Origin of the sequence: Streptomyces sp. NPDC058678 (assembly GCF_042714835.1) — a bacterium.
GTDB lineage: Bacteria > Actinomycetota > Actinomycetes > Streptomycetales > Streptomycetaceae > Streptomyces.
In genome coordinates this window covers 20,534-46,775 of sequence record NZ_JBHXSG010000009.1, presented here as the reverse complement: position 1 = coordinate 46,775, position 26,242 = coordinate 20,534, and the positions used below count along the sequence as shown (strand labels likewise).

33 protein-coding genes and 1 pseudogene are annotated in these 26,242 nt (G+C 70.4%); 31 read left to right on the top strand and 3 right to left on the bottom strand.

What is annotated here, in order from left to right:
* The first annotated feature begins 70 nt into the window (after nucleotides 1–70).
* From ACFWWR_RS11515 to ACFWWR_RS11380, 28 genes are all read left to right on the top strand, one after another.
* Nucleotides 71–2,206: an FtsK/SpoIIIE domain-containing protein gene (locus tag ACFWWR_RS11515; RefSeq protein WP_384303012.1), complete on the top strand. Its 2,136-nt coding sequence runs from the start codon at nucleotides 71–73 to the stop codon at nucleotides 2,204–2,206.
* Nucleotides 2,207–2,384: 178 nt separating this feature from the next.
* Nucleotides 2,385–2,585: a hypothetical protein gene (locus ACFWWR_RS11510; RefSeq protein WP_384303010.1), complete on the top strand. Its 201-nt coding sequence runs from the start codon at nucleotides 2,385–2,387 to the stop codon at nucleotides 2,583–2,585.
* Nucleotides 2,586–2,711: 126 nt separating this feature from the next.
* Entirely contained in the window at nucleotides 2,712–2,927 is a 216-nt protein-coding gene (locus tag ACFWWR_RS11505; protein ID WP_384303008.1) for a hypothetical protein, read from the top strand.
* Between the two features lie 78 nt (nucleotides 2,928–3,005).
* Entirely contained in the window at nucleotides 3,006–3,377 is a 372-nt protein-coding gene (locus ACFWWR_RS11500; protein ID WP_384303006.1) for an HNH endonuclease signature motif containing protein, read from the top strand.
* Nucleotides 3,378–3,588: 211 nt separating this feature from the next.
* Entirely contained in the window at nucleotides 3,589–4,062 is a 474-nt protein-coding gene (locus tag ACFWWR_RS11495; RefSeq protein ID WP_384303004.1) for a hypothetical protein, read from the top strand.
* Complete coding sequence (locus ACFWWR_RS11490; RefSeq protein ID WP_384303002.1) at nucleotides 4,046–5,665, top strand: hypothetical protein; 1,620 nt, start codon at nucleotides 4,046–4,048, stop codon at nucleotides 5,663–5,665. Before ACFWWR_RS11495 ends, ACFWWR_RS11490 begins: the two co-directional genes overlap by 17 nt.
* Before the next feature lie 13 nt (nucleotides 5,666–5,678).
* A complete protein-coding gene (locus tag ACFWWR_RS11485) occupies nucleotides 5,679–7,163 on the top strand; it encodes a phage portal protein (protein ID WP_384303000.1) in 1,485 nt (494 codons plus the stop codon).
* A complete protein-coding gene (locus tag ACFWWR_RS11480) occupies nucleotides 7,160–8,125 on the top strand; it encodes a hypothetical protein (RefSeq protein ID WP_384302998.1) in 966 nt (321 codons plus the stop codon). Before ACFWWR_RS11485 ends, ACFWWR_RS11480 begins: the two co-directional genes overlap by 4 nt.
* Nucleotides 8,126–8,168: 43 nt before the next feature.
* Nucleotides 8,169–8,849: a hypothetical protein gene (locus tag ACFWWR_RS11475; protein ID WP_384302996.1), complete on the top strand. Its 681-nt coding sequence runs from the start codon at nucleotides 8,169–8,171 to the stop codon at nucleotides 8,847–8,849.
* 22 nt (nucleotides 8,850–8,871) lie between these two features.
* Nucleotides 8,872–9,726, top strand: coding sequence for a N4-gp56 family major capsid protein (locus ACFWWR_RS11470; protein ID WP_384302994.1), 855 nt, complete (start codon nucleotides 8,872–8,874; stop codon nucleotides 9,724–9,726).
* Nucleotides 9,726–9,929: a hypothetical protein gene (locus tag ACFWWR_RS11465; protein ID WP_384302992.1), complete on the top strand. Its 204-nt coding sequence runs from the start codon at nucleotides 9,726–9,728 to the stop codon at nucleotides 9,927–9,929. Before ACFWWR_RS11470 ends, ACFWWR_RS11465 begins: the two co-directional genes overlap by 1 nt.
* Before the next feature lie 12 nt (nucleotides 9,930–9,941).
* Nucleotides 9,942–10,541, top strand: coding sequence for a hypothetical protein (locus ACFWWR_RS11460; RefSeq protein ID WP_384302990.1), 600 nt, complete (start codon nucleotides 9,942–9,944; stop codon nucleotides 10,539–10,541).
* Nucleotides 10,538–10,873, top strand: coding sequence for a head-tail adaptor protein (locus ACFWWR_RS11455; RefSeq protein WP_384302988.1), 336 nt, complete (start codon nucleotides 10,538–10,540; stop codon nucleotides 10,871–10,873). Before ACFWWR_RS11460 ends, ACFWWR_RS11455 begins: the two co-directional genes overlap by 4 nt.
* Before the next feature lie 7 nt (nucleotides 10,874–10,880).
* On the top strand, nucleotides 10,881–11,207 hold the full coding sequence (locus tag ACFWWR_RS11450; RefSeq protein WP_384302986.1) for a hypothetical protein: 327 nt from the start codon (nucleotides 10,881–10,883) through the stop codon (nucleotides 11,205–11,207).
* A 3-nt stretch (nucleotides 11,208–11,210) separates the two neighbouring features.
* Nucleotides 11,211–11,588: an HK97-gp10 family putative phage morphogenesis protein gene (locus ACFWWR_RS11445; RefSeq protein ID WP_384302985.1), complete on the top strand. Its 378-nt coding sequence runs from the start codon at nucleotides 11,211–11,213 to the stop codon at nucleotides 11,586–11,588.
* Between the two features lie 3 nt (nucleotides 11,589–11,591).
* A complete protein-coding gene (locus ACFWWR_RS11440) occupies nucleotides 11,592–11,993 on the top strand; it encodes a DUF3168 domain-containing protein (RefSeq protein ID WP_384302983.1) in 402 nt (133 codons plus the stop codon).
* A gap of 13 nt (nucleotides 11,994–12,006) precedes the next feature.
* Entirely contained in the window at nucleotides 12,007–12,426 is a 420-nt protein-coding gene (locus ACFWWR_RS11435) for a phage tail tube protein (protein WP_384302981.1), read from the top strand.
* Complete coding sequence (locus ACFWWR_RS11430) at nucleotides 12,426–12,638, top strand: hypothetical protein (RefSeq protein ID WP_384302979.1); 213 nt, start codon at nucleotides 12,426–12,428, stop codon at nucleotides 12,636–12,638. Before ACFWWR_RS11435 ends, ACFWWR_RS11430 begins: the two co-directional genes overlap by 1 nt.
* Nucleotides 12,638–13,006 (top strand): hypothetical protein, encoded by a 369-nt coding sequence (locus ACFWWR_RS11425; RefSeq protein ID WP_384302977.1) that lies wholly within the window; start codon nucleotides 12,638–12,640, stop codon nucleotides 13,004–13,006. The genes ACFWWR_RS11430 and ACFWWR_RS11425 overlap by 1 nt, the downstream gene beginning before the upstream one ends.
* Before the next feature lie 80 nt (nucleotides 13,007–13,086).
* Nucleotides 13,087–13,353 (top strand): DUF4035 domain-containing protein, encoded by a 267-nt coding sequence (locus ACFWWR_RS11420; RefSeq protein WP_384302975.1) that lies wholly within the window; start codon nucleotides 13,087–13,089, stop codon nucleotides 13,351–13,353.
* A gap of 50 nt (nucleotides 13,354–13,403) precedes the next feature.
* Nucleotides 13,404–15,521, top strand: a complete 2,118-nt coding sequence (locus ACFWWR_RS11415) for a hypothetical protein (protein ID WP_384302973.1) — start codon at nucleotides 13,404–13,406, stop codon at nucleotides 15,519–15,521.
* 13 nt (nucleotides 15,522–15,534) lie between these two features.
* Nucleotides 15,535–19,320 carry a hypothetical protein gene (locus ACFWWR_RS11410; RefSeq protein ID WP_384302971.1) on the top strand — a complete coding sequence of 1,262 codons (3,786 nt, stop codon included), beginning with the start codon at nucleotides 15,535–15,537 and terminating at the stop codon, nucleotides 19,318–19,320.
* 11 nt (nucleotides 19,321–19,331) lie between these two features.
* On the top strand, nucleotides 19,332–19,736 hold the full coding sequence (locus ACFWWR_RS11405) for a hypothetical protein (protein ID WP_384302969.1): 405 nt from the start codon (nucleotides 19,332–19,334) through the stop codon (nucleotides 19,734–19,736).
* A 21-nt stretch (nucleotides 19,737–19,757) separates the two neighbouring features.
* Nucleotides 19,758–20,003 (top strand): hypothetical protein, encoded by a 246-nt coding sequence (locus tag ACFWWR_RS11400; protein ID WP_384302967.1) that lies wholly within the window; start codon nucleotides 19,758–19,760, stop codon nucleotides 20,001–20,003.
* Nucleotides 20,004–20,066: 63 nt separating this feature from the next.
* On the top strand, nucleotides 20,067–20,792 hold the full coding sequence (locus ACFWWR_RS11395) for an N-acetylmuramoyl-L-alanine amidase (protein ID WP_384302965.1): 726 nt from the start codon (nucleotides 20,067–20,069) through the stop codon (nucleotides 20,790–20,792).
* A 2-nt stretch (nucleotides 20,793–20,794) separates the two neighbouring features.
* Nucleotides 20,795–20,989, top strand: a complete 195-nt coding sequence (locus ACFWWR_RS11390; protein ID WP_384302963.1) for a hypothetical protein — start codon at nucleotides 20,795–20,797, stop codon at nucleotides 20,987–20,989.
* Between the two features lie 9 nt (nucleotides 20,990–20,998).
* Entirely contained in the window at nucleotides 20,999–21,265 is a 267-nt protein-coding gene (locus ACFWWR_RS11385; protein WP_384302961.1) for a hypothetical protein, read from the top strand.
* Nucleotides 21,262–21,957: a collagen-like protein gene (locus ACFWWR_RS11380; protein ID WP_384302959.1), complete on the top strand. Its 696-nt coding sequence runs from the start codon at nucleotides 21,262–21,264 to the stop codon at nucleotides 21,955–21,957. The genes ACFWWR_RS11385 and ACFWWR_RS11380 overlap by 4 nt, the downstream gene beginning before the upstream one ends.
* A gap of 509 nt (nucleotides 21,958–22,466) precedes the next feature.
* Here ACFWWR_RS11380 and ACFWWR_RS11375 read toward each other — a convergent pair.
* Nucleotides 22,467–23,231 carry a GntR family transcriptional regulator gene (locus ACFWWR_RS11375; RefSeq protein ID WP_384302957.1) on the bottom strand — a complete coding sequence of 255 codons (765 nt, stop codon included), beginning with the start codon at nucleotides 23,229–23,231 and terminating at the stop codon, nucleotides 22,467–22,469.
* A gap of 109 nt (nucleotides 23,232–23,340) precedes the next feature.
* On the opposite strand from ACFWWR_RS11375, the gene ACFWWR_RS11370 reads away from it, so the two are divergent.
* Genes ACFWWR_RS11370 through ACFWWR_RS11360 form a run of 3 tightly spaced genes read left to right on the top strand, consistent with a single transcriptional unit; the run spans nucleotide 23,341 to nucleotide 23,926 of the window.
* On the top strand, nucleotides 23,341–23,595 hold the full coding sequence (locus ACFWWR_RS11370; protein WP_384302955.1) for a hypothetical protein: 255 nt from the start codon (nucleotides 23,341–23,343) through the stop codon (nucleotides 23,593–23,595).
* Nucleotides 23,592–23,771, top strand: a complete 180-nt coding sequence (locus ACFWWR_RS11365) for a hypothetical protein (RefSeq protein ID WP_384302953.1) — start codon at nucleotides 23,592–23,594, stop codon at nucleotides 23,769–23,771. The genes ACFWWR_RS11370 and ACFWWR_RS11365 overlap by 4 nt, the downstream gene beginning before the upstream one ends.
* A gap of 26 nt (nucleotides 23,772–23,797) precedes the next feature.
* A complete protein-coding gene (locus ACFWWR_RS11360) occupies nucleotides 23,798–23,926 on the top strand; it encodes a hypothetical protein (RefSeq protein WP_384302951.1) in 129 nt (42 codons plus the stop codon).
* 222 nt (nucleotides 23,927–24,148) lie between these two features.
* On the opposite strand, the pseudogene ACFWWR_RS11355 reads toward ACFWWR_RS11360, so the two are convergent.
* Nucleotides 24,149–24,889 (bottom strand): annotated as a pseudogene (locus ACFWWR_RS11355) (ATPase, T2SS/T4P/T4SS family); the annotation flags it as partial.
* Between the two features lie 104 nt (nucleotides 24,890–24,993).
* Entirely contained in the window at nucleotides 24,994–26,106 is a 1,113-nt protein-coding gene (ssd, locus tag ACFWWR_RS11350; RefSeq protein WP_383864655.1) for a septum site-determining protein Ssd, read from the bottom strand.
* Nucleotides 26,107–26,242 lie beyond the last annotated feature (136 nt).

Here is a 26,242-nt window from a genome sequence, read left to right as displayed (position 1 = left end):
GGCGTCCTACGGCCAAGCAGCTCGCCGTCCCCGGGCCTCCATACCCCAGCAAGAGGCAGGAAGCCCCAGCATGACCGTCACCCTGATCAAACCGCCAGAGGACGCACCGCAGGACGCCCAGGACGCCGCCACCCTCGCAGCGTCCTCGACGCGTCCCGAACGTCGCCGCGCCCGCTACCGCCGCATCGCCGCCGCGGCCCTCGCCGACGAACGCGTCCGCACCACAGGACGCATCGCCGTCCGCCACACGTCCTACGTCCTCGGCGGGACGCGCGTCGTCGCCCGCCGCGTCTGGGACTCCCGCAGCTCCTCCCGCTACGAGCGCATGATCCGCGCCGCCGAAGCCGCCGGCCTGCTCGAAGAGGTCAAGGAGTGGGAGGCCCGCGCCTCCGCCTACCGGGCCGCCCGGCACCGCCGCCGACTCGACATGCTCCAGCTGATGATCCAGGCACCCAAGGCCATCGCCCTCGCCACCCTCGGCGCCGCCGGCACCCTGCTCATGCTCGGCATCCTGCTCGCCTGGGGCAGCGGCGAAGTCCGAGACGTCCTCACCCCCATCGAGACCGTCATCGACCTGGTGCAGCTGCTCGCCTTCCTCGGCGGCGTCATCTGGGACCCGTTCCTGTTCGCCGCCCCGTGGATCTGCTTCGCCGCCGTGTGGGCCGTCGGCCGCCACCAGCACGCCGCCCCGCAGTGGGCCCTGCCCGCCAGCGCCCGAACCTTCGGCGACACCATCACCCCGTCCATCGTCGTCGTCGCCTTCCGTGACCTGGGCATTTCCCCCCTGCGCAAGGCCATCGACGGCATGGGCGACATCGGCGCCGCCATGCTGTCGCCCATCAAGATCGCCGGATGCGGCGTCGAGGTCGACGTACACCTGCCCTCCGGCGTCTCCACCGAGGAGATCCAGAGCAAGCGGCGCAAGCTCGCCGAGAACCTCAACCGGCACGAGCACGAAGTGTTCATCACCATCCCGCCACAGCCCCGCACCGTGCGGCTGTGGATCGCCGACTCCGGCGCCCTCGACGAGCCCATCGGCCCCTCGCCGCTCATGCTCGAAGAGGACGCGACCGCCGACTACTACACCGGCTCCGCCCCCTGGGGGCAAAACCTGCGCGGCGACGCCGCCGGCGTAAGCGTCTTCCAGCGGCACATCCTCATCACCGGCCTCTCCAACCAGGGCAAGACCGCCGCCCTGCGCGCCCTCGCCCTGTGGCTCGCCCTCGACGCCACCGTCGACTTCTACATCGCCGACCTCAAGGGCGTCGGCGACTGGCGTGGCTTCCTCGGCCTCGCCCACGTCCTCATCCAAGGCCCCACCGACGACCACGTCGCCCAGGCCACCGACATGGTCGAGTGGGGCGTCGAGGAGATGCAGAAGCGCATCGCCCTGCTCGAAGAGTCCGGCGCCACCGACGGCGTGACCAGGGAAATGGCCCGCACCGACCCCCGCTTCCGCCCCGTCGTCCTCATCGTCGACGAGGCGCAGGTCGCCTACGGCTGCGGCGCCAAGAGCCCCGACGGACGCCCCTACGGCGGCAGCAAGGCCACCAGCCGCTACTTCCAGGCCGTCAAGAAGATCCACGACCAGGGCCGCGCCGTGAACGTCACCATCTGGGAAGGCACCCAGGACCCCACCGACGAGAACCTGCCCAAGCGGTCCCGCGAGGGCAACCACATCCGCGGCTCCCTCGTCCTCGGCACCGAGTCCCAGGCCAAGATGGCGCTCGGCGAGGCCCCCGTCGACGCCGGCGCCGCCCCCCACAAGCTCCGCCGCGGCCGCGACCGAGGCACGCTGGTCGTCGCAGGCGAGGGCATCCCCCTGGAAGCCGGAGAGTCGTCCGTGACCGTCCGCACGCACTTCATCTCCGGCGAGGACGCCATCGTCCTCACCGACCGCGCCAAGGCCCGCCGCCAGGACGTCGCCACCGTCCACAAGCTCGAAGTCGTCCAGGCCGTCGACCACCTCGCCGACCTCGCAACCGTCGTCGGCCGCGAGAAGCGCGTCCGTACCACCGAGGTCATCCACCGGCTCAAGAAGCGCAACCACGCGATCTACGAGCACTGGAACGGCGCCCGCCTCAAGGCCCTGCTCGCCGAGTACGGGGAAGAGCCGGGACTCAGCGACGGCTATCCCGTGGTCAAGTTGGAGAGCGTCGAGAGGGCCCTCGAACGGCGCGCGGAGGAGCTCGCCGAGGCTCAGTGACCCGGCAGTGGGCAGTGACTTTCCACTTCGAAGGTCACTGCCCCGCCTCACTGGCGTTGATCAGCGCAAATGGCGATCAAGTGAGGCAGTGAGGCCGCTTCCAGGGACCCGCAAGTGCCCCCGGAAGCGGCCTCTTCGGCATCCACCACGGCCTCACTCACTGCCGCATCATGGGGGCATGGAGTCGCTCAACATTCGGCCCGGGCACCTCACCGCCCACCAGGCCGCCCAGCAGCTCGGCATCGGCCTCGGCGGCGTCCGCAAGCTTGTCCAGCGCGGCAAGCTCACCCGCTCCGGCGGCAGCCCCCGACAGCCCTGGTACGCCGTCCCCGACGTCGCCGCCCTCGCCGCCGACAGGCGCACCACCAACGCGGCTTGACCGCAGGTCAGCGCCGTGTCACGATCCGGGTGTACAACTGTGCCCTCAACCGGCACCACAGACGCATGACGAGGCCCCAGCCAATCCCCCCGGCTGGGGCCTCGTCGTGTCCAGGAGGTAGAACGCATGCTGACCCTCGACACCGCGCCGCACCCCGTCACCATCGCCCGGCAGATCCAGACCCTGCCGCCCCAGGACGGATGGGCCTGCCAGGAGACCACCAACCACGGCTGGGCCACCTGCCCCTGCGGCTTCAACACCGGGCTCGTCGACAAGACCGAAGCCGGCCGCCTCGGCTACCAGCACGCAGGGCTCCCGTTCCCCGGAGGACAGAAGCCATGACCCTGTTCGAGATCCTCGTGTGCATCTTCCTGGGCATCATCGCCCTCAGCCACCTCCGCGGCTGGCGCCCCTAGCCCCATGCCCAGCCGAGCCCTGCAGGTCTGCCCTACGCCTGGCTGCCCCACCCTCACCGCCAGCGGACGCTGCGACGCCTGCCAGACCAAGGCGCAACGCCGGCGCCCCAGCGCAGCTACCAAGGGCTACGACACCCGCTGGGCCCGCACCCGAGCCGCCTACCTCCGAGCCCACCCCTACTGCGAGTGCGACGAGTGCGAGGCCATGCCTCCATTGCTTCGCCCCCGCGCCACCGAGGTCAACCACCGCGACGGCCTCGGCCCCCTCGGACCACGCGGCCACGACTGGACCAATCTGCAAGCCATGACCAAGGCCCACCACTCCAGGCACACCGCGAAGGAGCAGCCCGGAGGCTGGAACGATCGCCCAGAGTGACCTGAAGGTAAAACCCCAGGTCAGAGGCCCTTTCGAGATCAAATGCGCAGGTCAGAGGGGTGGGGGGTGACCCCTTCGGTCTAGGGGGTCCGGAACGCCGGGGAGGGCTCTGAGAGGTCCGCCGGGTCAGAGGGTCCTTGATCAACTGTGCGCCGTCACGCAACGTGGCGGTCGTCGATGCTGCGCAACGCAGCTCGGAGGAGTGATCGCTATGCCCCGTGGGGGACACGCCGCATCCGGTCCGCCGCCGGACCCCAACTCGCTGAAGTCCGCGAAGTCCGTGCAGGCTGGCGGCTGGACGACGCTGCCGGCGGAGGGCCGCACCGGTCCGGCGCCGGAGTGGCCGCTGACCGAGCAGACCGACCGTGAGGCGGTGCTGTGGGAAGACCTGTGGGCCAAGCCGCAGGCCGTCGCGTGGGACGAGCTGGAGCAGGCCCTCGAGGTCGCTCTGTTCTGTCGGACCCTGGCGGAGGCTGAACGCCCGGACTGCCGGGTCGACGTGAAGAAGATGGTCCGCAGCTATCTCGACAGTCTCGGACTCAGCGTCGCGGGCATGCTGCGCAACCGGTGGAAGGTCGCCCCGGCCGCCGAGGCGGAAGAGCAGGCCGCGCCCACGGCCACACCCGTGCGGCGCCCGAGCGCGCGGGACCGGCTAAGGGTCGTGCCCAGTGGCGAAGGCGCCTGACCCTGGCTTCGTCGTCGACTTCCCCACCCTGTGGGTGGTCCCGGACTGGATCGAAGCGCACTGCCCCGTCCCGGACGGATTCCATGCGGGCGAGGACATGGAGCTGTACCCGTGGCAGCTGTGGTGCACGGTCAACCACTACCGCGTGCGCCCCGAGGCGACGATGGGCCAGCTCGCGCCGGCGTTCTTCTACCGCCGCTCGCAAATCGTCGCACCGCAGAAGACGGGCAAGGGGCCGTGGTCGGCGACCATCGCGCTGGCCGAGGCTGCAGGCCCTGTCGTCTTCAACGGCTGGGCCAAGGGCGGAGAGCGCTACCGGTGCGCTGATCACGACTGCCCGTGCGGCTGGTGGTACGAGTATGAGCCGGGCGAGCCGATGGGCCGACCGTGGCCTACTCCGCTGCTCCAGCTGATGGCCACGTCTGAGGCGCAGGTCGACAACATCTACCGGCCACTTCAGTCGATGGTGAAGCGCGGTCCGCTGTCCGAGCGGATGAAGGTGGGCGAGGAGTTCACCCGGGTCGGCGATGACGGCAAGATCGAAACGGTCACGTCGTCTGCGCTGTCCCGGCTGGGCAACCCGATCATCTTCGCGATGCAGGACGAGACCGGCCTGTACACCGCGGCGAACAAGTTGCGGAAAGCGGCGGAGAACCAGCGGCGCGGCGCGGCCGGTATGGGCGGCCGGTCGATGGAGACGACGAACACGTGGGATCCGTCGGAGGGTTCGGTAGCGCAGACCACCGCGGCGTCCAAGCGCCGGGACATCTTCCGCTACCACCCGCAGGCCCCGAAGTCCCTGTCGTACAAGGACAAGCGGCAGCGCCGGAAGATCCACACGATCGTCTATGCGGGCTCGGCGCACGTCGACCTGGACGCGATCGAGGCTGAGGCCGCCGAGCTGATGGAGCACGACCCCGCGCAGGCCGAGCGGTTCTACGGCAACCGCGTGGTGTCGGGTACGTCGACGTGGCTGGACGGCGCTCTGTGGGAGGCCCGTGCGAAGCCGCGCGTGGTGAAGCCGCGCACCACGGTGGTGGGCGGTTTTGACGGCTCGGACATCGACGACCACACCGCGATCCGTCTGGAGACTCTGGACGGCTACCAGTTCACGCCCACTTACGGGCCGGACAAGCTGCCCACCGTGTGGAATCCGGCGGACTACGGCGGGCAGGTACCGCGCCTGGAGGTCCAGGCCGCCATGGACGAGGTCATGAAGACCTACAACGTGGTGCTGCTGTACGCGGATCCACCGTACTGGGAGACCGAGGTCGACGGCTGGTCGGAGAAGCACGGCGAGCGCAAGGTGATCCGCTGGTACACCCGCCGCGTGGTGCAGATGCACGCGGCCTGCGAGCGCCTGAAGACCGACGTGGCGAAGAAGGACACCACCTTCACGCACGACGGCTGCTCAATCACCACGGAGCACGTGGAGAACACGCGTGCAGCCGCACGGCCGCAGAAGCGCTACGTGCTGACCAAGGCATCCGAGGCCCAGAAGATCGACGCCTGTGTCACGTCCGTGCTGGCGCACGAGGCGGCTGGCGACGCCATCGCGGCGGGCCTGGCCGCCCCGAAGAAGAACTACTACTACGGCGCTTGAGAGGGGGCCTGGCATGGCCGACGAGCAGGAACTGCAGAAGGCGAAGGCCCTCGTCGAGACGCTGGAGCGGGAACTGTCCGCACGGTGCTCGCCGATCGACGTCTACAAGGCGTACTACCGGGGCGAGCAGCCGTTGAAGTTCGCCTCGGACGAGTTCCGTAAGTACCACGGGGCCCGGTACCGCGACTTCGCGGACAACTGGGTGCAGGTCGTGTCCGATTCCCCGGTGGAGCGGCTGACCGTGACCGGCATCAAGCCGTATGGCGCGGACAAGGCCGACGGCGAGTCGATGCGGGTGTGGCAGGCCAACGGCTTGGATGCCGACAGCCAGCTCGGGTTCCTTGGCGCGGTCACCTCGGCTAGGGCGTTCGCCCTGGTGTGGGGCGACCCGGGCGACGACGAAACCCCGGTGGTGACGTTCGAGGACGCCTCCAGCTGCATCGTCGCCTACGAGCCTGGCAGCCGGCGCATGCGGCGGGCGGCCCTGCGGCGCTGGCAGGACGGCGACACGTACATGGCCGTGTTGTATCTGCCCGGCGAGGTGTGGAAGTTCGAGCGGCCGGTGGATCGCCGGACGAAGACCGAGGACATGGCGGACGTCGACAGACAGCTCGACGGCTGGCGGCCGCGGGAGATGCGCGACGAGCCGAACCCGCAGCCCAACCCGATGGGTGTCGTGCCGGTGGTGGAGCTGCTCAACCGGCCCCTGCTGGTCGACGATCCGATCTCTGATGTGGCCGGCGTTGTGCCGATGCAGGACGCCGTGAACCTGCTGTGGGCGCAACTGTTCACCGCCTCGGACTACGCCGCTTTCCCGCAGCGGGTGGTCCTCGGCGCGGAACGCCCGATGATCCCGATCCTGAACGCCGCCGGCGAGGTCGTCGGGGAGAGGCCGCTCGACCTGGAGAAGCTGGCCGCGGACCGGATCGCGTTCTTCTCCGGCGAGAACGCCAAGATCGCCGAATGGACGGCGGCCAACCTGGAGGCCTACACGAAGGTGATCGAGGTCGCCGTCGGGCACATCGCCGCCCAGACCCGCACCCCCCAGCACTACCTGATCGGCAAAATGGCCAACCTCAGCGCCGATGCGCTGCTCGCTGCCGAGACCGGTCTGGTCAAGCGGGTGGAGGAAAAGCAGCTCTGGTACGGCCAGGCCATCCGTGAGGTGTTCGCCCTGATCGCGCTGGCGCGCGGCGAGGACAGCAAGAGCAGGGACCTACGCTCGGGCTACATGCTGTGGGCGGATGCGGAGTCCCGCTCCCAAGCGCAGCTGGCGGACGCGCTGCTGAAGCTGAAGCAGATCGGTTTCCCCTTCGAGTTCCTGGCCCTGCGCTACGGGCTGACCCCGGCCGAGGTCGTCGACCTGCTCGCCATGATCGAGCGGGAGAACCAGCTCGACCCGCTCGGCGCGGCCGCCGCGATGATGGCGCAGCGGCCCGCACCCGCCGAAGACGCGGTGGCCCTCGAGGGCGACCTGCTGGCCGAGGAGACGGCGTGAGCACGCCGCCCACCGCGCAGGACCACCAGCAGCAGCGAGCGGCGACGGCGGCGACCACGGCGGCCGCTGTCCGCCAGGTGTGGAGCACCGTCGACCCCGACCGGCTGGAGGCGTCGTGGCTGGCGCGGGCGGCGCTGGTCGCTGAACTGATCCGGGGCGGACAGATGGCGGCCGCGTCGACAGCCGAACCGTGGCTGGTCCAGGAGATCGGCCAGGGTCAGGGTGTTGTCAATCCCGAGACGGCGGTGGAAGCGGCCGGAGACCTCGGCATTCCGCTGCTGTATCCGCTGATCATCGCCCTGAACCGGCTGGGCCGCGGCTTCACCACCGCCATGTCGATCCTGTCCGGCGCGTACTTCCTGGAGATGGTCACCCGCTCCCTCGTCGCGGACGCGGGCCGGATCGCCGACATGGCCGGGATGATCGCCCGCCCGCGCGTGGTGTCCTACGTGCGCGTGGTCGAACTGCCCGCGTGCGCCCGGTGCATCATCCTCGCCGGACGCGAGTACACGCTGTCAGAGGGCTTCCTGCGGCACCCGCGCTGCGACTGCACGCTGGCCCCGCGCCGGCCCGGGGACACCTGGCAACTGGCCTCCCCGGAGTCGCTGTTCGAGCAGATGACCCCCGCCCAGCAGCGGCGCGCGTTCGGTGAGGCCGCCGTGCAGGCCATCGGTGAGGGCTCGGACATCGCGCAGGTGGTCAACGCCCGCCGCGGCATGACCACCGCGACCCGCTACCGGCGCACCGTGCATACCACCACCGAGGGCACCACCCGACGCGGCCTGTACGGCTCGCGGCGAGCGAAGTTCGAGAAGGCCGCCGGCGTCCGCTTCGGTACGGACACCAAGGCCCGCAACCGGGCAACGGCCGTGCGGCTGATGCCGCAGGAGATCTACCGCCTCGCCGACGGCGACCGCGAGCACGCCATCCGCCTGCTCAAGCGCAACGGCTACATCGTCTGACCGGGCGCAACGCCCGGCCCTCAACCCGCAACGGGAGAGATCCATGAGCACGCCCACACCTGTCTCCGACGTGCCCGCCGACCCGAACCCGGCAGAGCCCGTCGACGCCCTGGAGCCTGCCGACGGCATCGGCGAGGTCGTCGACGGCCAGCCCGACGACGACCCGGAGGGAGCCGACCAGCTCGGCGACGCCGGAAAGCGCGCGCTGGACTCCATGAAGGACAAATGGAAGTCCGAGCGCGACAAGCGGCGCGAGCTCGAGGCGAAGCTGGCCGCGAAGGACAAGCCCGCCGACGGCGACCAGCCCGACCCCGAGGCCATCGTGCGCCAGGCCGAGCAGGCCGCCCTGTCCAAGGCCAACGCCCGCATCATCCGCGCCGAGGTGAAGGCCGCGGCCGCGGGCAAGCTCGCCGACCCCGCCGACGCCTACCGCTTCCTGGACCTGGCGCAGTTCGAGGTCGACGACGACGGCAACGTCGACGCCGACGAGATCGGCGACGCGATCGCCGACCTGATCCAGTCCAAGCCCTACCTGGCCGCGCAAAGCGGCACCCCCAAGCCGCGGTTCGAAGGGACCGCAGACTCCGGCGCCCGCAAGGGGACTGGCCGGCCAGCCCAGCTCACCGAGGCGGACGTCAAGCGTCTGTCCGCAGCTGGCAAGCACGCGGAGATCGTCCAGGCCCGGAACGACGGCCGCCTCGATGACTACCTCCGCTCCCAGTAACCCCTGACAGGAGAGACACGACATGGCCATCAGCGCCTTCAAGCCGGAAGTCTGGAACGCCGACCTTCTGGTCACCCTGGAGAAGTCCCTGATCTACGCAGCGCCGGGCGTCGTGAACCGGGAGTACGAGGGCGACATCGCCCAGTACGGCGACACCGTCCACATCGTGGGCCTCGCCGACCCGACGGTCGGCACCTACACCCCGCACGTCGACATCACCATCGAGGACGTCGACGACACCGACTCCACGCTCGTCATCGACCAGTCGAAGTACTTCGCGTTCGAGGTCGACGACATCGAGAAGCGGCAGGCCATGAACGGCGGCGCCGTCCTCACCGAGCAGGCCCGCAAGGCCGCGTACAAGCTGCGCGACGTCGCCGACCAGTACGTGGCCGGCCTGATGGCCGCGGGCGTCGACGCGGGCAACCTGGTCGCCGAGAAGACCATCAACACCGCCGCGGGCGCCTACGACCAGCTCGTCGACCTGGGCGTCATCCTCGACAACGACAACGTGCCCGACGAGGGCCGCTGGGTGGTCGTCACCCCCGCCTTCTACGGGCTGCTGCTGAAGGACTCCCGGTTCATCGCGGCGGGCGACGCGCAGGCCGCTCAGGTCCGCACGAACGGTGTCGTGGGCCAGGCCGCCGGGTTCACGATCCACAAGTCCAACAACGCGCCGAACGGTCCGGGCGCGGGCGCGGGCAAGCTCGTCATCGCGGGCTACTCCGGTGCGGTCACCTACGCCGAGCAGATCAACAAGACCGAGGCGACCCGTAAGGAGAAGGGCTTCGCGGACATCGTGAAGGGCCTGCACCTGTACGGCTCCAAGGTCGTCCGCCCGACTGGTCTCGCGGCCGTCGACGTCATCGTCGCCTGATGAAGGCCGGTGACACGCTCCGCTTCCGTGGCCCCGCGGGGGCGGAGTTCGTCGTGACGGTCGGGGCTGCATTCGACGAGCGGACCATCCAGGCCCGCATCGACTCCGGCGAGTGGACGCCGGTCGATGGGCCGCAGCCCAAGCAGGCGCCACGCAGGCCGGCCGCGAAGAAGACGGCGGCCAAGCCCAAGTCCGACGAGTGACGGGAGGCCACCGTGGCACTGACCGCTCTGGCGACGGTGGCCGACCTGACGGCCCGCGGCGTCACCGTCGAGGCGGCTGAGACCGCCAAGGTGAACGTCTACCTCGACGTCGCCTCTGCCGCCGTCCGCACTGCGGCCGGTGTCCCCATCAGCCAGGTCACGTCCACCGTCAGCCTTGAGGGCGAGGTGTCGCAGTGGCTGTCTCTGCCCGGCCCGCCCGTGCAGTCCGTGGCCACGGTGATCCTCGACGGCGACACCCTGGACACCAGCGACTGGAAACTCCGTTCCAGCCGTTTGTGGCGGGCGGGCGGCTGGTCGCATCCCTTCGAGCCTTCCGAGGTCGACGTGACCTACACGCACGGCCTGCCCACCGTCCCCTCCGACATCGTCGACCTGGTGTGCCGGATCGCCGCTGCGGCGCTGATCGCCTCCCGCTCGCAGCCCGACGGGGAGGGCCTGGCCGCGAAGGATGTCCGCTCGGAGCGGATCGGCGACTACTCCGTGCAGTACGGCGACGGCGGCCGCATCACCGAGATGGAACTGCCCGAGTACCTGCGCGACCAGCTCCGTGCACGGTTCGGCGGCGGCGTCGCGGTGGTGAAGACCCGGTGAGCCGCGTCGGACGCCTGCTCAACACATCCGTCCCCATCTGGCGATTGAGCACGGTCGACGACGGCGGTGGCGGCCAGGAATCCACCTGGTCCCAGACCGGCACCGCCCGCGCCCGGCGGTCCCAACCGTCCGCTCGCGAGCGGCAGGCCGCCGACCAGGCCGGCGCCCAGCTGGACGAGACCTGGTACTTCCACCCCGGCACCGACGTGCGCCGCGGCGACGAACTGCGGCCAGCCGGGCGGGTGCTGGAGGTCATCGCCACGTTCGAGCCGTCCGAGCCCGGCACCTACCTGCGGGCGGACTGCACGCTCCGCCAGCCCACAGAAAGCTGAGGAACCCATGGCCATCCTGTCCGCACAGAGGACGCCCCTGTCGGGGCTGCAGCCCACCTACGCCAGCGCCGCCGGGGGCGGCGACCAGGCGCCGGTCGGGGAGAAGCTGGTGCTGCACGTCCGCAACGGCGATGCCAGCGCCAAGACCGTCACCGTCGCCACCTCGGGCACCGTCGGGGACCTGGCCGTCGCCGACGCCGCGCAGGTCATCCCCGCTGCCGGGAGCGCTTTCATCCCGCTCAAGGCCGCATTCCGCGACCCTGCGACCGGGCGGGCGGCTATCACCTACAGCGCGGTCACCTCGGTCACCGTCGCCGTCCTGCAGCTGCCCTGACCCATGGCCGGTCGCATCAGGCTGGACGGCCTGCAGCGGGCACTGCGCGCCATCGAGCGGGTGCCCGAGGCCATGAACGAGGCCCGCTCGGAGACGCTCCACGAGTGGGCCGACAGCGTCGAGTCCACCGCCAAGGACCGGTCTCCACGCGACAAGGGCAACCTGTTCCAGGCCATCGACCAGCGTGTCAGCGAGCAGTACGGGCGCGCGGAGGTCGGCGTGTGGGAGGCCGACGAGCTGGAGTACGCCCTGTACGTCGAGAAGGGCACCAGCTCCATGGCCGACCAGCCCTACCTCGTGCCCGCGTTCGACGAGCACCGACGGCAGGTCACCCGCACCTACCGGGCCGCGTTCCGCCGGCATGTGGGCGGAGGTGAGTGACCCGTGACGGCCGCTCTGTGGCCGCTGCAGCAGGCCGTGTACGCCAAGCTCACCGGCAACGCCCCGCTGATGGCCCTCGTCAGCGGCGTGTACGACGAGGTCCCCGAGGCCGCGTCGCATCCCTACGTAACGCTCGGCTCGGTCACCGAGACCGTCGATGACGCCCACAACCAGCGCGGCCTGGAGGCCGCCGTGGTGCTGCACGTGTGGTCGAAGTATCGCGGCTTCAAAGAGGCCGCGACCATCCTGGCCGCCCTCGACGCCGCCCTGGACCGGCAGCCGCTCACGGTGGCCGGCTTCACCGACGTGTCGATCGCGCACCAGCAGCACACCGAGCTCCGCGACCCCGACCCCGACATCAGGCACATCAACGTCAGCTATCGCGTGTGGCTGACCAAGGCGTAAAGGAGAACAGGCCATGGCTGGTCTGGACGCTTTCGGTACCCAGCTGCAGCGCGGCGACGGGGCCGGAGTGGAGACGTTCACGGCGATCGCGAACGTCACCGACATCACCCCGCCCGGTCTGGAGCGGGAGACCTACGACGTCACGGCGCACGACAGCGAGGACGCCTGGCGGGAGTTCATCGGCGGCCTCAAGGACGGCGGCGAGGTCGAGATCGAGCTCAACTACGACCCGCGCGAACACGACTCGCTCGTCTCCGACTTCAGCGACGCCAACCCGCGCAACTACAAGGTCGTATGGCCCGGCACGCTCGGAGAGTGGGCCTTCAAGGCGCTGATCACGAACTTCGAGCCCGAGGCCCCGCACGACGACAAGCTCGCCGCGACCGCCACTTTCAAGGTGTCCGGCAAGCCCGTCCTGACCCCGGGCACCTGATGGACCACCGTCCTCAGCGCATCGAGGTCATCCGCCACGGCGCAACCTGCCGCGTGCTCATCGACGGTGAGCCGCTTCCGTTCTCCATCTCCCGGGATTCGGTCACCGTGCCCGTCGACCCGGACGAGAGGCCCACCGTCCACCTGGCGCTGTTCGCCGACCGGGTGGACGTCGTCAACTATCTGCACAACGAGGAAGAGACGACCGCCTGATGACGACCTACCTGTCCGCAGAGCAGATCCTGGGCACCGACGACCTCGGCTACGAGGACGTCGAGGTACCCGAGTGGGGCGGCACGGTGCGCGTGCGGGAGATGCCCGGCACCGAACGCGACAAGTTCGAGTCCCACTTCGTCGGCAAGGACGGCGCGTCCGTCCGCGCCGAGGGCCTGGAAGGCTTCCGCGCCCGCCTCGCCGCGGCGACCATCGTGGACGCCGACGGCAAGCAGATGTTCCGGTCCGTTGCCGAGGTCAAGCGGCTCGGGGAGAAGTCGGCGAAGGCCCTGCAGCGGGTGTGCGACGTAGCCATGCGGCTGTCGAAGATGAGCGACGAGGACGTCAAGGAGCTCGCGGGAAACTGAGGCAGCGGCCAGCACGGCAGTTCTACTTCCGCCTGGCCGCACACCTCGGCGCCCGCTCCGTGCGCCACCTGCTCGCCGACATGGGATCGGCCGAGCTCGCCGAGTGGCGCGCGTATGAGCAGCTGACCGGCCCGCTCGGCGGGGCCCGCGGCGACGTCCAGGCCGCGATGGTCGCCTCGGTCATCGCCGGCGTGAACCGCGGCAAGGGCCAGCGGGCACCGAAGATCTCCGACTTCATGCCCCGCTGGGACAAGGGCCGCGTCCGTAAGAGCCCGGAAGAACTGTTCCGGGTCGCCCAGGCGGCGAACGCCGCGCTCGGCGGAACCTTCAACACCACAACTCCATAGGGGACTGCGTCCCGACGAGGGGGTGATGGCCTGTGGCCACGCTCGCCTCCATGACGGTGCGCCTGGGCATCGACACCGACGCCGTGCGCGAGGGCGCCGACCGCGCCAAGGGCATCCTCGGCGGCCTGGGCAAGGCCGTGGCAGGGCTCGGCATAGGAGTGCCGGCCGCCGCGGCGGTGGCTGCCGGGGTCGGCGGCCTGGCGGCGGCGTTCGCTTCCGCCGGGGTGGCCGCGAAGGCGTTCCAGCTGGCGGTCGGCCCGCAGATGCAGGACGTCGCCGAGGTTGCAGGCCTGGCCGAGGAGGCGGAGAAGGCAGCCGCGGCCGGCGCCGAGGACGCCGCCGAGAAGCAGAAGGCCTACAACGACGCCCTCAAGGACCTCCCGCCCGCGACGCAGGCGATGGCCAAGGAGTTCATCGGCCTCAAGAAGGACCAGCGCGAGTGGTCCGACAGCCTCAGCTCGACGACGATGCCCGTCTTCACCAAGGGCCTGCAGGTCGTGCGGCGTCTGCTGCCGCTGCTGACGCCGTTCGTGAAGGCGGCGGCCGGTGCGTTCGGTGAGTTCGTCGACGAGATCGACCGCAGCACCAAGGGCAAGGGCCTGGAGACTTTCGCCGACTCGATGGCGAAGGTCGCCGGGCAGAACCTCAAGAGCTTCCTGTTCGGCCTGAAGAACATCGCGGTCGGGATCGGCGGTGTGATCAAAGCGTTCCTGCCGCTGTCGACGACGATGTCCGGCGGGTTCGAGGAGTCGACGGCCGCGTTCGCCAAGTGGGGCCAAGGCCTCAGCGACAGCGAAGGGTTCGCCCAGTTCATCGACCTCGCCCGCCAGGGCGGACAGACCCTCAGCACCCTCGCCACGACCGCCCTGAAACTGCTCGTAGCGCTCGCCCCGCTGATCGGCGTCACGGCCACGATCGCCCTGCATCTGGCCGAGCTCATCAACGCCCTTCCTCCCAGCGTGGTGCAGGCCCTGGCGTTCGCGATCCTCGGCGCGGTCGTCGCGTTCAAGGCGTTCAGCGCGGCCTCGACGGCGGTCGACGCAGCCTCCGACCTGATGAACTCCCGCCTCGGCCAGGTCGCACGACGGTGGGTGACCACCGCGGCGACGAGCGTCAGGGCTGGGCTACGGATGGCCGCCTCGGCGACGGTGAACGCTGCGCGGACCGCGGGCGCGTGGGTGGCCGCGGCCGCGCGTGCGACCGTGACGTGGCTGGCCAGCATGCTGCGGATCGCCGCCGTCACCATCCGCCAGTTCGTGATGATGGCCGCCCGGGCGGTGATCTGGGCGGCGACCATGGCCGCTCAGTGGCTGATCGCGATGGGCCCGATCGGCTGGATCATCATCGCCGTCATCGCCCTGGTCGCGCTGATCATCGCCTACTGGGACGAGATCAAGGCCTTCACGATCGCCGTCTGGAACGCCGTCTGGACCTTCATCAAGTCGGCGGCCGACAAGATCTGGCAGTTCTTCCTCAACTGGACGCTCCTCGGGCTGATCATCAAGCACTGGTCGGCCATCAAGGACGCCACCGTCAGCGCCTGGAACGCCGTGGTCAGCTGGGTACGGAAGATCCCCGGATGGATTTACAACGCGTTCCTCAACTGGACCGCGCTCGGCCTGCTGATCAAGCACTGGTCGGCGATGAAGAGGGCCACGGTCAACAAGGCGACCGAGATGATCAACTGGGTGAAGGGCATCCCCGGGCGGGTCAGGTCCGGGCTGGGCAACCTCGGCAACGTCCTGACCGGTGCGGGACGCGCCCTCATCCAGGGCTTCATCAACGGCATCAAGAACATGATCGGCGACGTCAGAAACGCCGCATCGTCCGTCGTCTCCGCCGCCCGGGACTTCTTCCCCTTCTCCCCGGCGAAAGAAGGCCCGTTCGCAGGCAAGGGCTACACCCTGTACTCCGGCCGGGCGATCGCCGAAGCCTTCGGGCAGGGCATCACCGACGGCGTCCCGGGCGTGCAGTCCGCCCTCGACGGTATGGCCAGCGTGCCCGGCCTGAGTGCCGTCAACAGCGGCCGCCGCACCCAGCTCGCCGCCCAGGCGCCCGGCCTGCGGATCGAGCTGGCCGGCCCCGCCGATATGAAGCGCCTCATCCGCCGCATCGTGCAGACCACCGGCCGCGGCGGCGACACCGACGACACCTTCGGCACCAAGTAAGGAGGCCGCCGTCGTGGCGTTCCCCGACACCCCGCTGAACCCCCTGTTCGAGCTGCTCGTCGACGGGGCTTGGATCCCGGTTCCGACCTACGAGCGGGGCGGCATCGTCGTCGAGCACGGCCGCCCGGACATGGGATCCCAGACCGACCCGGGCAGCCTGCAGGTGGTCATCAACAACCGTGACGGACGCTTTAGCCCCCGCAACCCGGAGAGCGATCTGTTCGGGAAGATCGGCCGCAACACCCGCGGCCGGCTCTCGGTGCCCGGCACCGTCTCCTACCTCGAGCTGGACGGCAACCCGGCGAACTACGCGTCGACTCCCGATCACGCCAGCCTCGACATCACCGGCGACCTCGATCTGCGGTGGGAGGGCGAGGCCAGCTGGTACGACTCCGATGGGCACATCCTCATCGGCAAGTGGGGTGCGGCAGGTATCCGCAGCTATCACCTTCGTCTCCAGGACGGATCGCTGTACCTGCACGTCGCCACCGACGGCATTCTCGGGAACGTGGCGTCCTGGGAACTGCCGGCGCTGCCGAAGCGTGCGGCACTGCGCGGCACGGTGGACGTCAACAACGGTGCGGGCGGGCACACCTTCCGCCTGTACTGGGCCGAGTCCATCGCCGGGCCGTGGACACAGATCGGAGAGGACGTCTCCGGTAGCGGCACGCTGACCATCACCAGTGCCAGTTCCCCGCTGACGATCGCTCCCGAGCAGCTGGACGTTGCGATCCCGCGCCGCGCCATGGCCGGCCGCGTCTACAAGGCCGAGGTCCGTAACGGCATCGATGGCACGATCGTCGCAGCCCCCGACTTCACCGCCCAGCCTGCGGGGACCACCGCCTTCGCGGACAGCGCGGGCCGCACCTGGACGCTGTCCGGGGCGGCCGTCATCCGCGACCGCGAGGATCTGATCGTCGCCGAGGTGCCCGAGTGGCCGCAGAGCTGGCGCCCGGACGGCTCGGATGCGTGGGTGTCCATCGAGGGCGCCGGCATCCTGCGCCGCATGGGCCAGGGCAAGAAGGCCCTGCAGTCCACGCTGCGCCGCCGCCTCCCCTCCGGCAATCCGGTGGCCTACTGGCCGCTGGAAGAGGGCCGCACGGCCACCCAGTTCTACAGCCCCATCACTGGGGTACGGCCGCTGCGTACCAGCGGGATGACAATGGCCGCGGAAGACTCCCTGGCCGGATCGTCCGCGCTGCCCACCATCCGGGACGGCTCCCTCATCTCGGGAACCGTCCCCGCCCCGTCCGGCAGCCCCACGCAGTGGCACACCGAGTTCATCTTCAACGTGCCCAACAGCGGGCCCGCGACCGCCCGCACGGTGCTGCAGTGGCTGGGCACCGGCACGGTGAAGCGGTGGCGGCTCATGCTGACCACTAACGGCTCCCAGGTGCTCGGCTACGACGCCGACGACGCAGTCGTGACGTCCTCGCTGCTCGACTTGACCGGGCTGGGCGTGTTCAACACGTGGTGCCGCTGGCAGCTGTTCGCCGTGCAGAACGGCGCCAACGTCGACTGGTCCCTGCGGTTCGTCCCCATCGGCGGGGCGGGCACCGGCCTGGTCACCACCAGCTACGCCGGAACGGTCGGCCGGATCTCCGGCCTGAAGGGCCCGGACGGCGGGCACTCCGGCGACCTGGACGGCACGGCCCTGGGGCACCTCGCGGTGTTCACCACCGCCCCCACGTTCATCTACAACAGCGCCGACATCGGGTTCACCGGCGAGAGCGCCGACCAGCGCATGCGGCGCCTGGCCACCGAGGAAAACCTGCCGCTGGCCCGCATCCTCGGCACCGAGACAACCGAGCTCGTCGGACCGCAGACCCCGGACACGCTGCTGACACTGCTGCAGGCCGCCGCGGACGCCGACGGCGGACTGCTCCTGGAAGACCGCACCCGGCCCGGCCTGCTGTACCGGGACCGCTCCAGCATGTACAGCCAGGAACCCAAGCTGACCCTGTCCTACAGCGGCGCGCCCGGCCTGGCCGCACCGCTCGAGCCGGTCGACGACGACACCGCCACCCGCAACGACCGCACGGTCGTCCGCGACGGCGGCAGCGAAGGGCGGGCGTTCCTCGAGGAGGGCCCGCTGTCCGTGCTGGACCCGCCCGACGGGATCGGCCAGTACGACGACGCGGTCACCCTGTCCCTGCACGACGACGCCCAGACCGAACCCATCGCCTACTGGCGCCTGCACCAGGGCACCTTCGACGGGCCCCGGTATCCGACCGTGAAGGTGCTGCTGCACAAGGCACCGAACCTGATCCCGCAGGTACTCGCGCTCACCGAGGGCGACCTCATCCGCATCACCGGCCTGCCCAAGTACGTCGGGTTCGGCGACGTCGACCTGATCGTCGAAGGCATCCGCCACGAGGCCGGCCTGCAGCGGTGGGAGGTGACGTTCAACTGCTCCCCGGGCCAGCCGTGGCAGGTCGGCGCCATCGAAGATGCGCTCTACGGGCGGGCCGACACCGCCGGCAGCCAGCTCGCCGCGCCCGTCGACAGCGACGACACGATCCTGACGGTGACCACCACCGCCGACCTCCCCTGGATCACCGCCAACCCGGCACTCAACTCGAACTGGGACTTCGAGACGAACCTGACCGGCTGGAACGGATCCGGCGGCACCATCGCCCGCGTCGCCACCCCGCAGCCGGCCCCGTTCACGGGGGACTGGTCGCTGCTGTTCACCCCGAACGGGATCGCCGAGTTCCCCAACGCCGGCAGCACGACGATGCCGGTCGTCGTCGGCCAGCAGTACGTAGCCTCGGGCTGGCTGCGCTCCGCCACCGCCCGGGGCGTCGCGCTGAACATCAACTGGTTCGCGGCGGCGGGCGCCTACCTGTCGACCACCTCCAACGACGTGACGATCCCGGCGAACACCTGGACATGGTTCGAGCTCACCGCGACGGCCCCGGCCACAGCGCTCACCGCGAACCTGGCGGCCACCGTGCCCGACTTCCCGCCCGCTACAGACCTGCTGTGGGGCGACCACATCACCCTCCGCCAAGCAGGCGGCAGCCCCTCCGACTTCCCGATGGACATCCGCGCGGGCGGGGAGGTGATGACCGTCAACGCGATCACTCCGGCGGTCGCGGACACCTTCAACCGCACCGTGGCGTCCGGCTGGGGCACGGCGGACACTGGGCAGGCCTGGACGGTTGTCGGGACCGCAGCGGACTACAGCGTCGGCAGCGGATATGCGGCGGCCAACCAGCCCGCCACCGGGATCGCGCACCTGGCCCTGGCGCCCGCGCCGACCGCCGACGTCGACCTGGTCGTCGACGTCGCATCATCCGTCCTCGCCGCGGGCGCGAGCCTGTTCGCGGGGCCGATCGTGCGGGCGGTCGACAACAACAACCACTACGCGGCCCGGCTCGATTTCAACACCTCGGCGGGCGTCGTGATGACGCTCCGCAAGCGCGTGACCGGCACGGAGACGCAGCTCGGGACGTACACCAGCGGCCTGACACACACGGCCGGCGCCTTCTACCGGGTCCGCTTCCAGGTCATCGGGTCGGCGCTGAAAGCCCGGATCTGGCTGCCGGCCGCGCAGGAGCCGAGCGCCTGGCACCTCGAAGTCACCGACACCGCCCTGACCGCGGCCGCCAACGTCGGCATCAGGTGCTTCGCCAACACCGGGTCGACACCGGTCAACCCGCAGCTGCGGTTCGACAACCTCCAGATCATCAACCCGCAGCGGTTCACGGTCGTCCGCTCCCGCAACAGCGTCGTCAAGAGCCACACCACCGCCACGGACGTGCGCCTGGCCGACCCCACCACCGTCGCCCTGTAAGGAGAACCGCTGTGACTCTGTGGCAGCCCGGCATGCGCATCACCGCGGCACGGCTCAACGACTTCACGCCCGTCGCACTGACCTCAAGCCCGACAGCGGGCACGAACTTCGCGGTGAGCACTTTCGCCGGGCGCAAGGCCGGAGGCGTCACCGAGTGGTCGGTGATTCTGACGTACAGCGGAGCCACGATCACCGCAGGCAGCACCGGCAACATCGGCGACGTCACCGTCTGCACCCTGCCCGCCGACTGCAGGCCGGGGGCGGAAACCCCCGGGCTGTTCGAGGTGTCCGGGGTCACGGCCGGATCAGTCCGCTTCCTCACGAACGGCCAGTGCCAGATCACCTCGATGTACCCGACGTCCACCCTCGTCGCCGCGCAGACGGTCAAGTTCGGTGCCGCCTTCGCGACCGGCTAACCCCTACACCAGAAGGAATCCATGCCCCTCAGCAGCCCAGAAGGCCCCTATCAGGCCCGGTACACGGTCAGCGCGAACAGCGTCGACAAGATCGGCGAGTACCCGGTCACCTTCGACGTCGCCGTGTCCACCGACAACATCGACGCGGAAGGGGTGCCCGAGGTCGTACAGCAGTTCGTCGACCTGATCGCCTCGTCGCCGGACTTCGTCCTTCGGTCGGCGGGCCGCACGTCGACATACTCCGAGTCGATGACGCCCACCGCCTGACCTTCCCTCACCTGCTCGCCCCGCGCCCTTCTGGCCGGGGCTTTCCTCATGTCTGGAGGCCCCATGGCCGATCCGCTGTCCGCTGCCAAGTTCCTCGCCGCGCTGAAGGCCGAGGGCGTCAAAGTCGTCGAGGTCGGCAATTGGAAGACGCACAACCGCAACAGCAAGGGCGCGTGGGGTGAGGTGCACGGCGTGATGGTCCATCACACCGTCACCAAGGGGACCGCCGTCACGGTGAGGATCTGCCGCGACGGGCACTCCGAACTGCCTGGTCCCCTGTGCCACGGCGTGGTCGCCAAGGACGGCACGATCCATCTCGTCGGCTACGGCCGCACCAACCATGCCGGGCTCGGCGACGACGACGTCTTGCGCGCGGTCATCGCCGAGAAGCCCCTGCCCGCTGCGAACGAGTCGAACACCGACGGCAATGCCCGCTTCTACGGCTTCGAGTGCGAGAACTTCGGCGACAACAAAGACCTGTGGCCGGCCGTCCAGGTGGAGGCGATGGTGCGCGCGGCCGCCGCCCTGTGCCGGGCGCACGGTTGGGGCAAGGACGGCAACACGTCCGTGATCGGCCACAAGGAGTGGCAGCCCGGGAAGGTCGACCCGCGCGGCCCAGGGGTGAGCATGCCCGACATCCGCGCACGTGTCGCCGAGCGGCTGAAGCACGCGGCGAGCTGGTCGCCGCCGAGTAGCACTCCGGCGCCGGCTCCGAAGCCGAAGCCGCCCACGACCGAGGAGCGGCTGACCGCTCTGGAGAAGCGCGTCACCGCGCTGGAGAAGGGATGACCATGAAGATTTCGAAGTACGCCAAGGCCGCCGTGTCGGGTGTGGCCGCCGGCGCCGGTTCGCTGTCGGTCGCCGTCACCGACGACACCGTCACCGCAGCCGAGGGCTGGGCGGCACTGATCGCCGTCCTGGCTGCGCTCGGCTTCACGTGGGCCGTGCCCAACCGGCAGGCGAGCCCCACTCCGCGCGACCTGTAGGAGCCACCCTTGGACGCCACCACCATCGGCAGCCTGCTCGTAGGCGTGGGCGCGGTTGTCGGCGGAGTGGTGGCGTACCTCGGCAAGCGGGGCGAGAACGCAACCACCCGCATGAACTCGGAACTTGACCAGATCCAAGAGGAGCGCGACAAGCTCCGCGAGCAGCTCGCCGCCCGAGACCAGAAGATCGAAGGGCTCCTCGAGCACCGCGTCGCCGACCAGGTGGAGATCGCCCGCCTCCGTGTGAAAGTCGTCAACTTGGGAGGCGATCCGTGACCCGTGCAGAGACCCGTGCAGAACGGGCACTGGCCCGCCGCTGGCGCCCGCTGGCGCTGCTGTGCTGGCTGATCGCCCTGTCCGGCGCGGTCGTCATCGTGTGGGGGCGCATCGACGCCGAAGCCAGCCGCGCCGACAGCCTCGCCGCCGAAGCCGACCGGCGCGGCGAGGCTGTCTCAACGCTCGCCACCGACGTGCGGCAGCTACGCACACAGGTGAAGAGCGAAGGTGAGACGCCCGTTGCACCGGATCCATCCGACGCGGTCGACGACCTACCCGCACGAGCCGAGGTACCGGTGCCGATCCCCGGCCCGAAGGGCGACCCCGGTGACCCCGGGAAGGAGGGTGCGCCGGGCACCGACGGCGAGACCGGCGCCCCAGGTGATCCAGGCCAGAACGGAACGCCCGGCACCGACGGCGCGCAAGGACCACAGGGCGAGCCAGGCGCCCAAGGCCCACAAGGTGAACAAGGCCCACAGGGCGAGCAGGGAACACAGGGCGAACAAGGTCCCCGAGGCGAGCAGGGGCCGCCCGGCCCGGCCTGCCCCGACGGCTACAGCCCGCAGGCCCCGAGCTACGACCCCGACGCGCTCGTCTGCCGCAAGGACGGCGCACCCGACCCGGAACCCGACAACGGCAACGGCGGCCTGCTCTCCGCCGGCCTCGACCCGACCCGCCGCCAGTACCCATGAAGACGCCCCCTGCACGGCCCCATCACGGGCCGTGCAGGGGGCGTTCACGCGTTTGTATGCGCATCGCTGGCCTGGGATTGTTCCGCGGGCCACGCTGTGTACACGGGGTTCTCCGGTACCTGACCTGTCGCCTTGAGGCCGGAAACCCTGGTGCCGCCCGCTGCCACTGGCGCCAGCGGGCGGCACCACTCTTGCGGTCAGCGGCCCCGCCTTCGGGCGGGAGGGGGCCTTCGTCTGTGCTGCGGGGGTTCACACGTTTGGAGGCGAGTCACTGGCCCGCTTGATGGTTCCGTGGGCGATGCTGTGTGCCTGGGGCTTTCCGGTTCTTTCCTGCGTCGGATCTGCGGCCGGAAAGCCCTGGTGGTGCCGTCCCGTAGCCGCGGCCAGCCAACGGGCGGCACCACTTCTGCGGTCACATACCCGTGACGGGCACTCAGCGGCCCCCGCTCTCCTCCGGGAGGGCGGGGCCGCTTTCGTGCGTCCAGGGGTACTCACAATCTGAGTACCCCTCAGTCGTCGGGCTGCTCGATGCCGATCTCATAGGCGATCTCCCACCGCACATCGGCCACGACGATGTCCGCAGTCTCGACCGGCCTGCCCTCGGTGTCGTAGTACGTCCGCTCGATCTCACTGATCAGGTCGCCGACGCTGATGCCGAGCAGGTTAGCCTGCGCCTGGCTCGCCCTCGCGGGTCGGGGCACTTCGACGGCCGTCTCGATGACGACACCGATAGAGCGCATCCGCTCGACGACACCCGCGCCCGCATGCGGCCCCATCTCCGGCAGCACGATCGGCGTGCCGTCCGTGATGGCCATTGGCTCCCACGACTCCGACAGCTGCACCGGCTGCCCGTCCGCGAGGAACTCGTAGTTCGTCACCACGCACAGGTCGCCGGGCTCGATGGCCAGGCGCTCCGCGATGTGCTCCGGGGCAGGCGTCCGGGCGGCGCTGCGGGACTCCCAAGTACCGGCGCGGCCCTGCTCCTTCATGTCCGCGCGGAAGGGCGACCCGCCGCGGCGCTCGCGGTGTCGGGAGCGGACCATGCGCAGGCGCTCGCGCGGCCGGCGCACGTAGGTTCCGGATCCGGCGCGGCCCTCGAGGAGCCCTTCGATGATGAGGCGTTCCATGGCGCGCTGGGCGACGCTCTGCCCGACGCCGTACTCCTCGGCGAAGCGGGCCCGGGACGGCAGCTTGTCGCCCACTGCCCATTCGCCCGCCTGGATGCGGACGCGCAGGGCATCGGCGACCTGCAAGTAGGGAGTCTCACGAGGCATTTGGGCCGCTCCGGGGGTCGAGCATCGACATTGACAAAGCTAACCCATCAGGTCGAAGCTGAATACTCAGCATCACGAGGCGTGATCGAACGCTCACCAGGGGAGAGCTGTGCGCACTAAGAAAGCGCAGGCTGCCGCACTCGTCGGCATGCTCGCCGCAGCCACCGGCGGCGAGCCGCGTACCGCGCACACCGACACCGGGGCGCTCCGCATCGAAGCCGAGCTCCCCGACGAACTCACCCCCACCACACGCACAGCGATCCTCACCGCCCTCGCGATTGCCGACCGGTACGGACATGCCCGCACCGACACGACCGACACCGTCTGGGCCGAGCTCGACGGAGAGGCGGAGGGAAACCGGTGACCACACTGACACTGACCCCGGCGAAGGAGGCGTTCGTCGAGCTCTCCGAGCACTGCGTCGCCTGCCCCGACTGCCGGCCCGACCCGGAACGCCCGCAGGTGAAGCGCGAGTGCACGGAGGCAGGCGAGCTGTACCGCGTCTGGTTCGGCCTCTGGCGCGAGGAGGTCCAGCAGTGAAGATCTGCAGGAGCTGCGACAAGCCGATGCGTGACGACGAAGCCAAGGCCGTCCCCAAGACGTCGAACTCAGGCGCCGGCACGACGCTCTACTTCCACAAGGTGCCGTGCAAGCCGGTGCCCCACCAGAGCACGCCTTACCTGAGGCGCCACTGACCCCCGCCCGCTCCTACGCCCCCGATGGGGCGGGCGGGACCAGGCCCCGGCCGGACGCCGATCCGGCCGGGGCCGCTCCATGTCCTCACCTTTGATTCGAAGGCGATCACGCGCGGGCTGGAATTAGCTTGCAAAACCGCAGGTCAGAGGCCATTTTTCCCATGCGGGAAAGATGGTCAGGGCAAGATCATTATAGAGGCGTCACAGCGACACATTGGGGTTGCCACTGCCCGTGCCGCCGCTGATCAGGAAGGACAGCCGGGCCCGAAGCATCGCCCTCAGCAACCGGTCCCCGCCCGGCGGCACGGTGCCCGCCGCCATGAGTTCGTCGAGCGTGAACGCCCGCGGCCGTACGACCCGCAAGGACAGGCAGGTGCAACCGACGGCGACCGGTGGCAGCACCGCGTGCAGCCGCGTCCCGTCGGGCAGCCGGGCGTCGGCCCAGGGCCGCGCGTCGTCGAGCCGGCGTCCGGCCACCGCGGCCAGGCGCTGCGCGAGCCGTCGTACGGCAGCCGCGTCCGGGAAGGAGACGTTGGTCAGCTCCAGACCGCCGCCACGGTCCACCCAGACCCGGTCGGGGGCCGACACCAGTACGTCGGTCACCGACGGGTCGGCGAGCAGCGGTTCCAGCGGGCCGCTGCCGACCAGCTCGGACCGCAACTGCTCCGCGGCGCCGAGGACTTCCGCGTCTCCGAGCACCCGCCCCTGTTCCCGCAACGCCTGTGCCACGCGCGCGGGCGTCGGTTCGGCCCCGCTCTCGACCAGCCACTGCCGCACCCCGTCGAGCAGCCCCGGCGACAGATCCGCACCGCTCGCCCCGGCGGAAGCCGTGCCATCGGCCGGCCACCGCGCCGACGCAACCCCACCGGCCGACCCCGGCTCGGGCCCAGACCCGCCGCCCGGCAACCTCTCGGACGCAGCCCCACCGGCCGCCCACCGCTCGGACGCAGCCCCACCTGACATACGCCGCCGGGACGCAGACCCGCCAGACAGCCCCGGTTCGGCCGCCCCACCCACCGAGCCGACGCCCGACCAAGGGGCGGCCCCGTCAAACCCGGAAAACGCACTCACGCGGCACCCTCCTCGGCCAAAGCCCGCTCCAAGAACTCCTTGCAGAAGCGCGCGAGCGGCCCCCGTGCGGCCGCGCCGGGAGGCGTCTGGCTCCCGTGCGGGTGCTGCAGCGCGGACTCCACCGGCACCTCACCGGCCAGGGGCAGTCCGAGCAGCCGGGCCACCTCGCGGTCGTCGAGCCCGGGTGTGTACGGCCCGCGGACGGCGACCCTCAGATCGCGCAGGACCATCCCGACGGCGGAGGCCACCCGGCCCGCCGCGGCGACGGCGCGCAGCTCCGCGGGGACCACGAGGAGCCCCACGTCGAGCTGGGCGAGGACCTCGGCGACACCGTCGTCGATACGGCGTGGAAGGTCGACGACGACCGTGCCGCCCCGGCGCCGGGCCGCGGCCAGCACCGCCCGTACGGCCTGGGGCGGGACGGCGACGCAGTCGCCGCGGTCCCAGCTCAGCACGCGCAGGGAGTGCAGGCGCGGTAGGGATTCCTCAAGGGCGCCGCCTCCGACCCGGCCGCGCGAGGCGGCGAACGCGGGCCAGCGCAGGCCTTCGGCACTCTCGCCGCCGAGGAGTACATCGAGTCCGCCGCCGAGCGGATCGGCGTCCACGAGCAGCGTGCGCAGGCCCTCGCGCGCGGAGGTGACGGCGAGCGCGCAGGCGAGCGTGGACGCACCGGCCCCGCCCCGGCCGCCGATGACGCCGACAGTGAGGGCGGGCCGGCCGATGCCCTCGGCGACGTCGGCGATGCGGTCGACCAGCCACTGCTCGCCGTCGGGCAGCATCAGGACGTGATCGGCGCCGATTTCGACGGCCCGCTGCCAGACACCGGGGTCGTCCTGGTCGCGGCCGACCAGCACCACTCCGCGCCTGCGTGCGGCTCCGCGGACGCGCCGTGCGGCGTCGTCGCCGACCAGCACCAGGGGCGCGGCCTCCCAGCTGCCTCTGTTGTCCGGCACCCCGTGGTGGACCTCTGGTGTGGCGCCGGCGGCCGCGCACAGGCGGAGCAGGTCGTCGAGCAGTTCGGCGTCTTCCGTGACGATCAACGGCTTGCCCTGCCGCCCTCCGGCGGCGGGTGGCGGATCGTGTGTGACGGCTGCGGCCACGGTGTCCATCCCCCTTCCGCGGAGCCACCACGGCCCCGCGATTCCCAAACGTGTGAAGAACCGGCAACCGGCCTCCATATGAACGGCCGATACCGACCGGCCAAACGCGCCCGACAAACCGGAACCAGCCATGAACTCGGTGCGA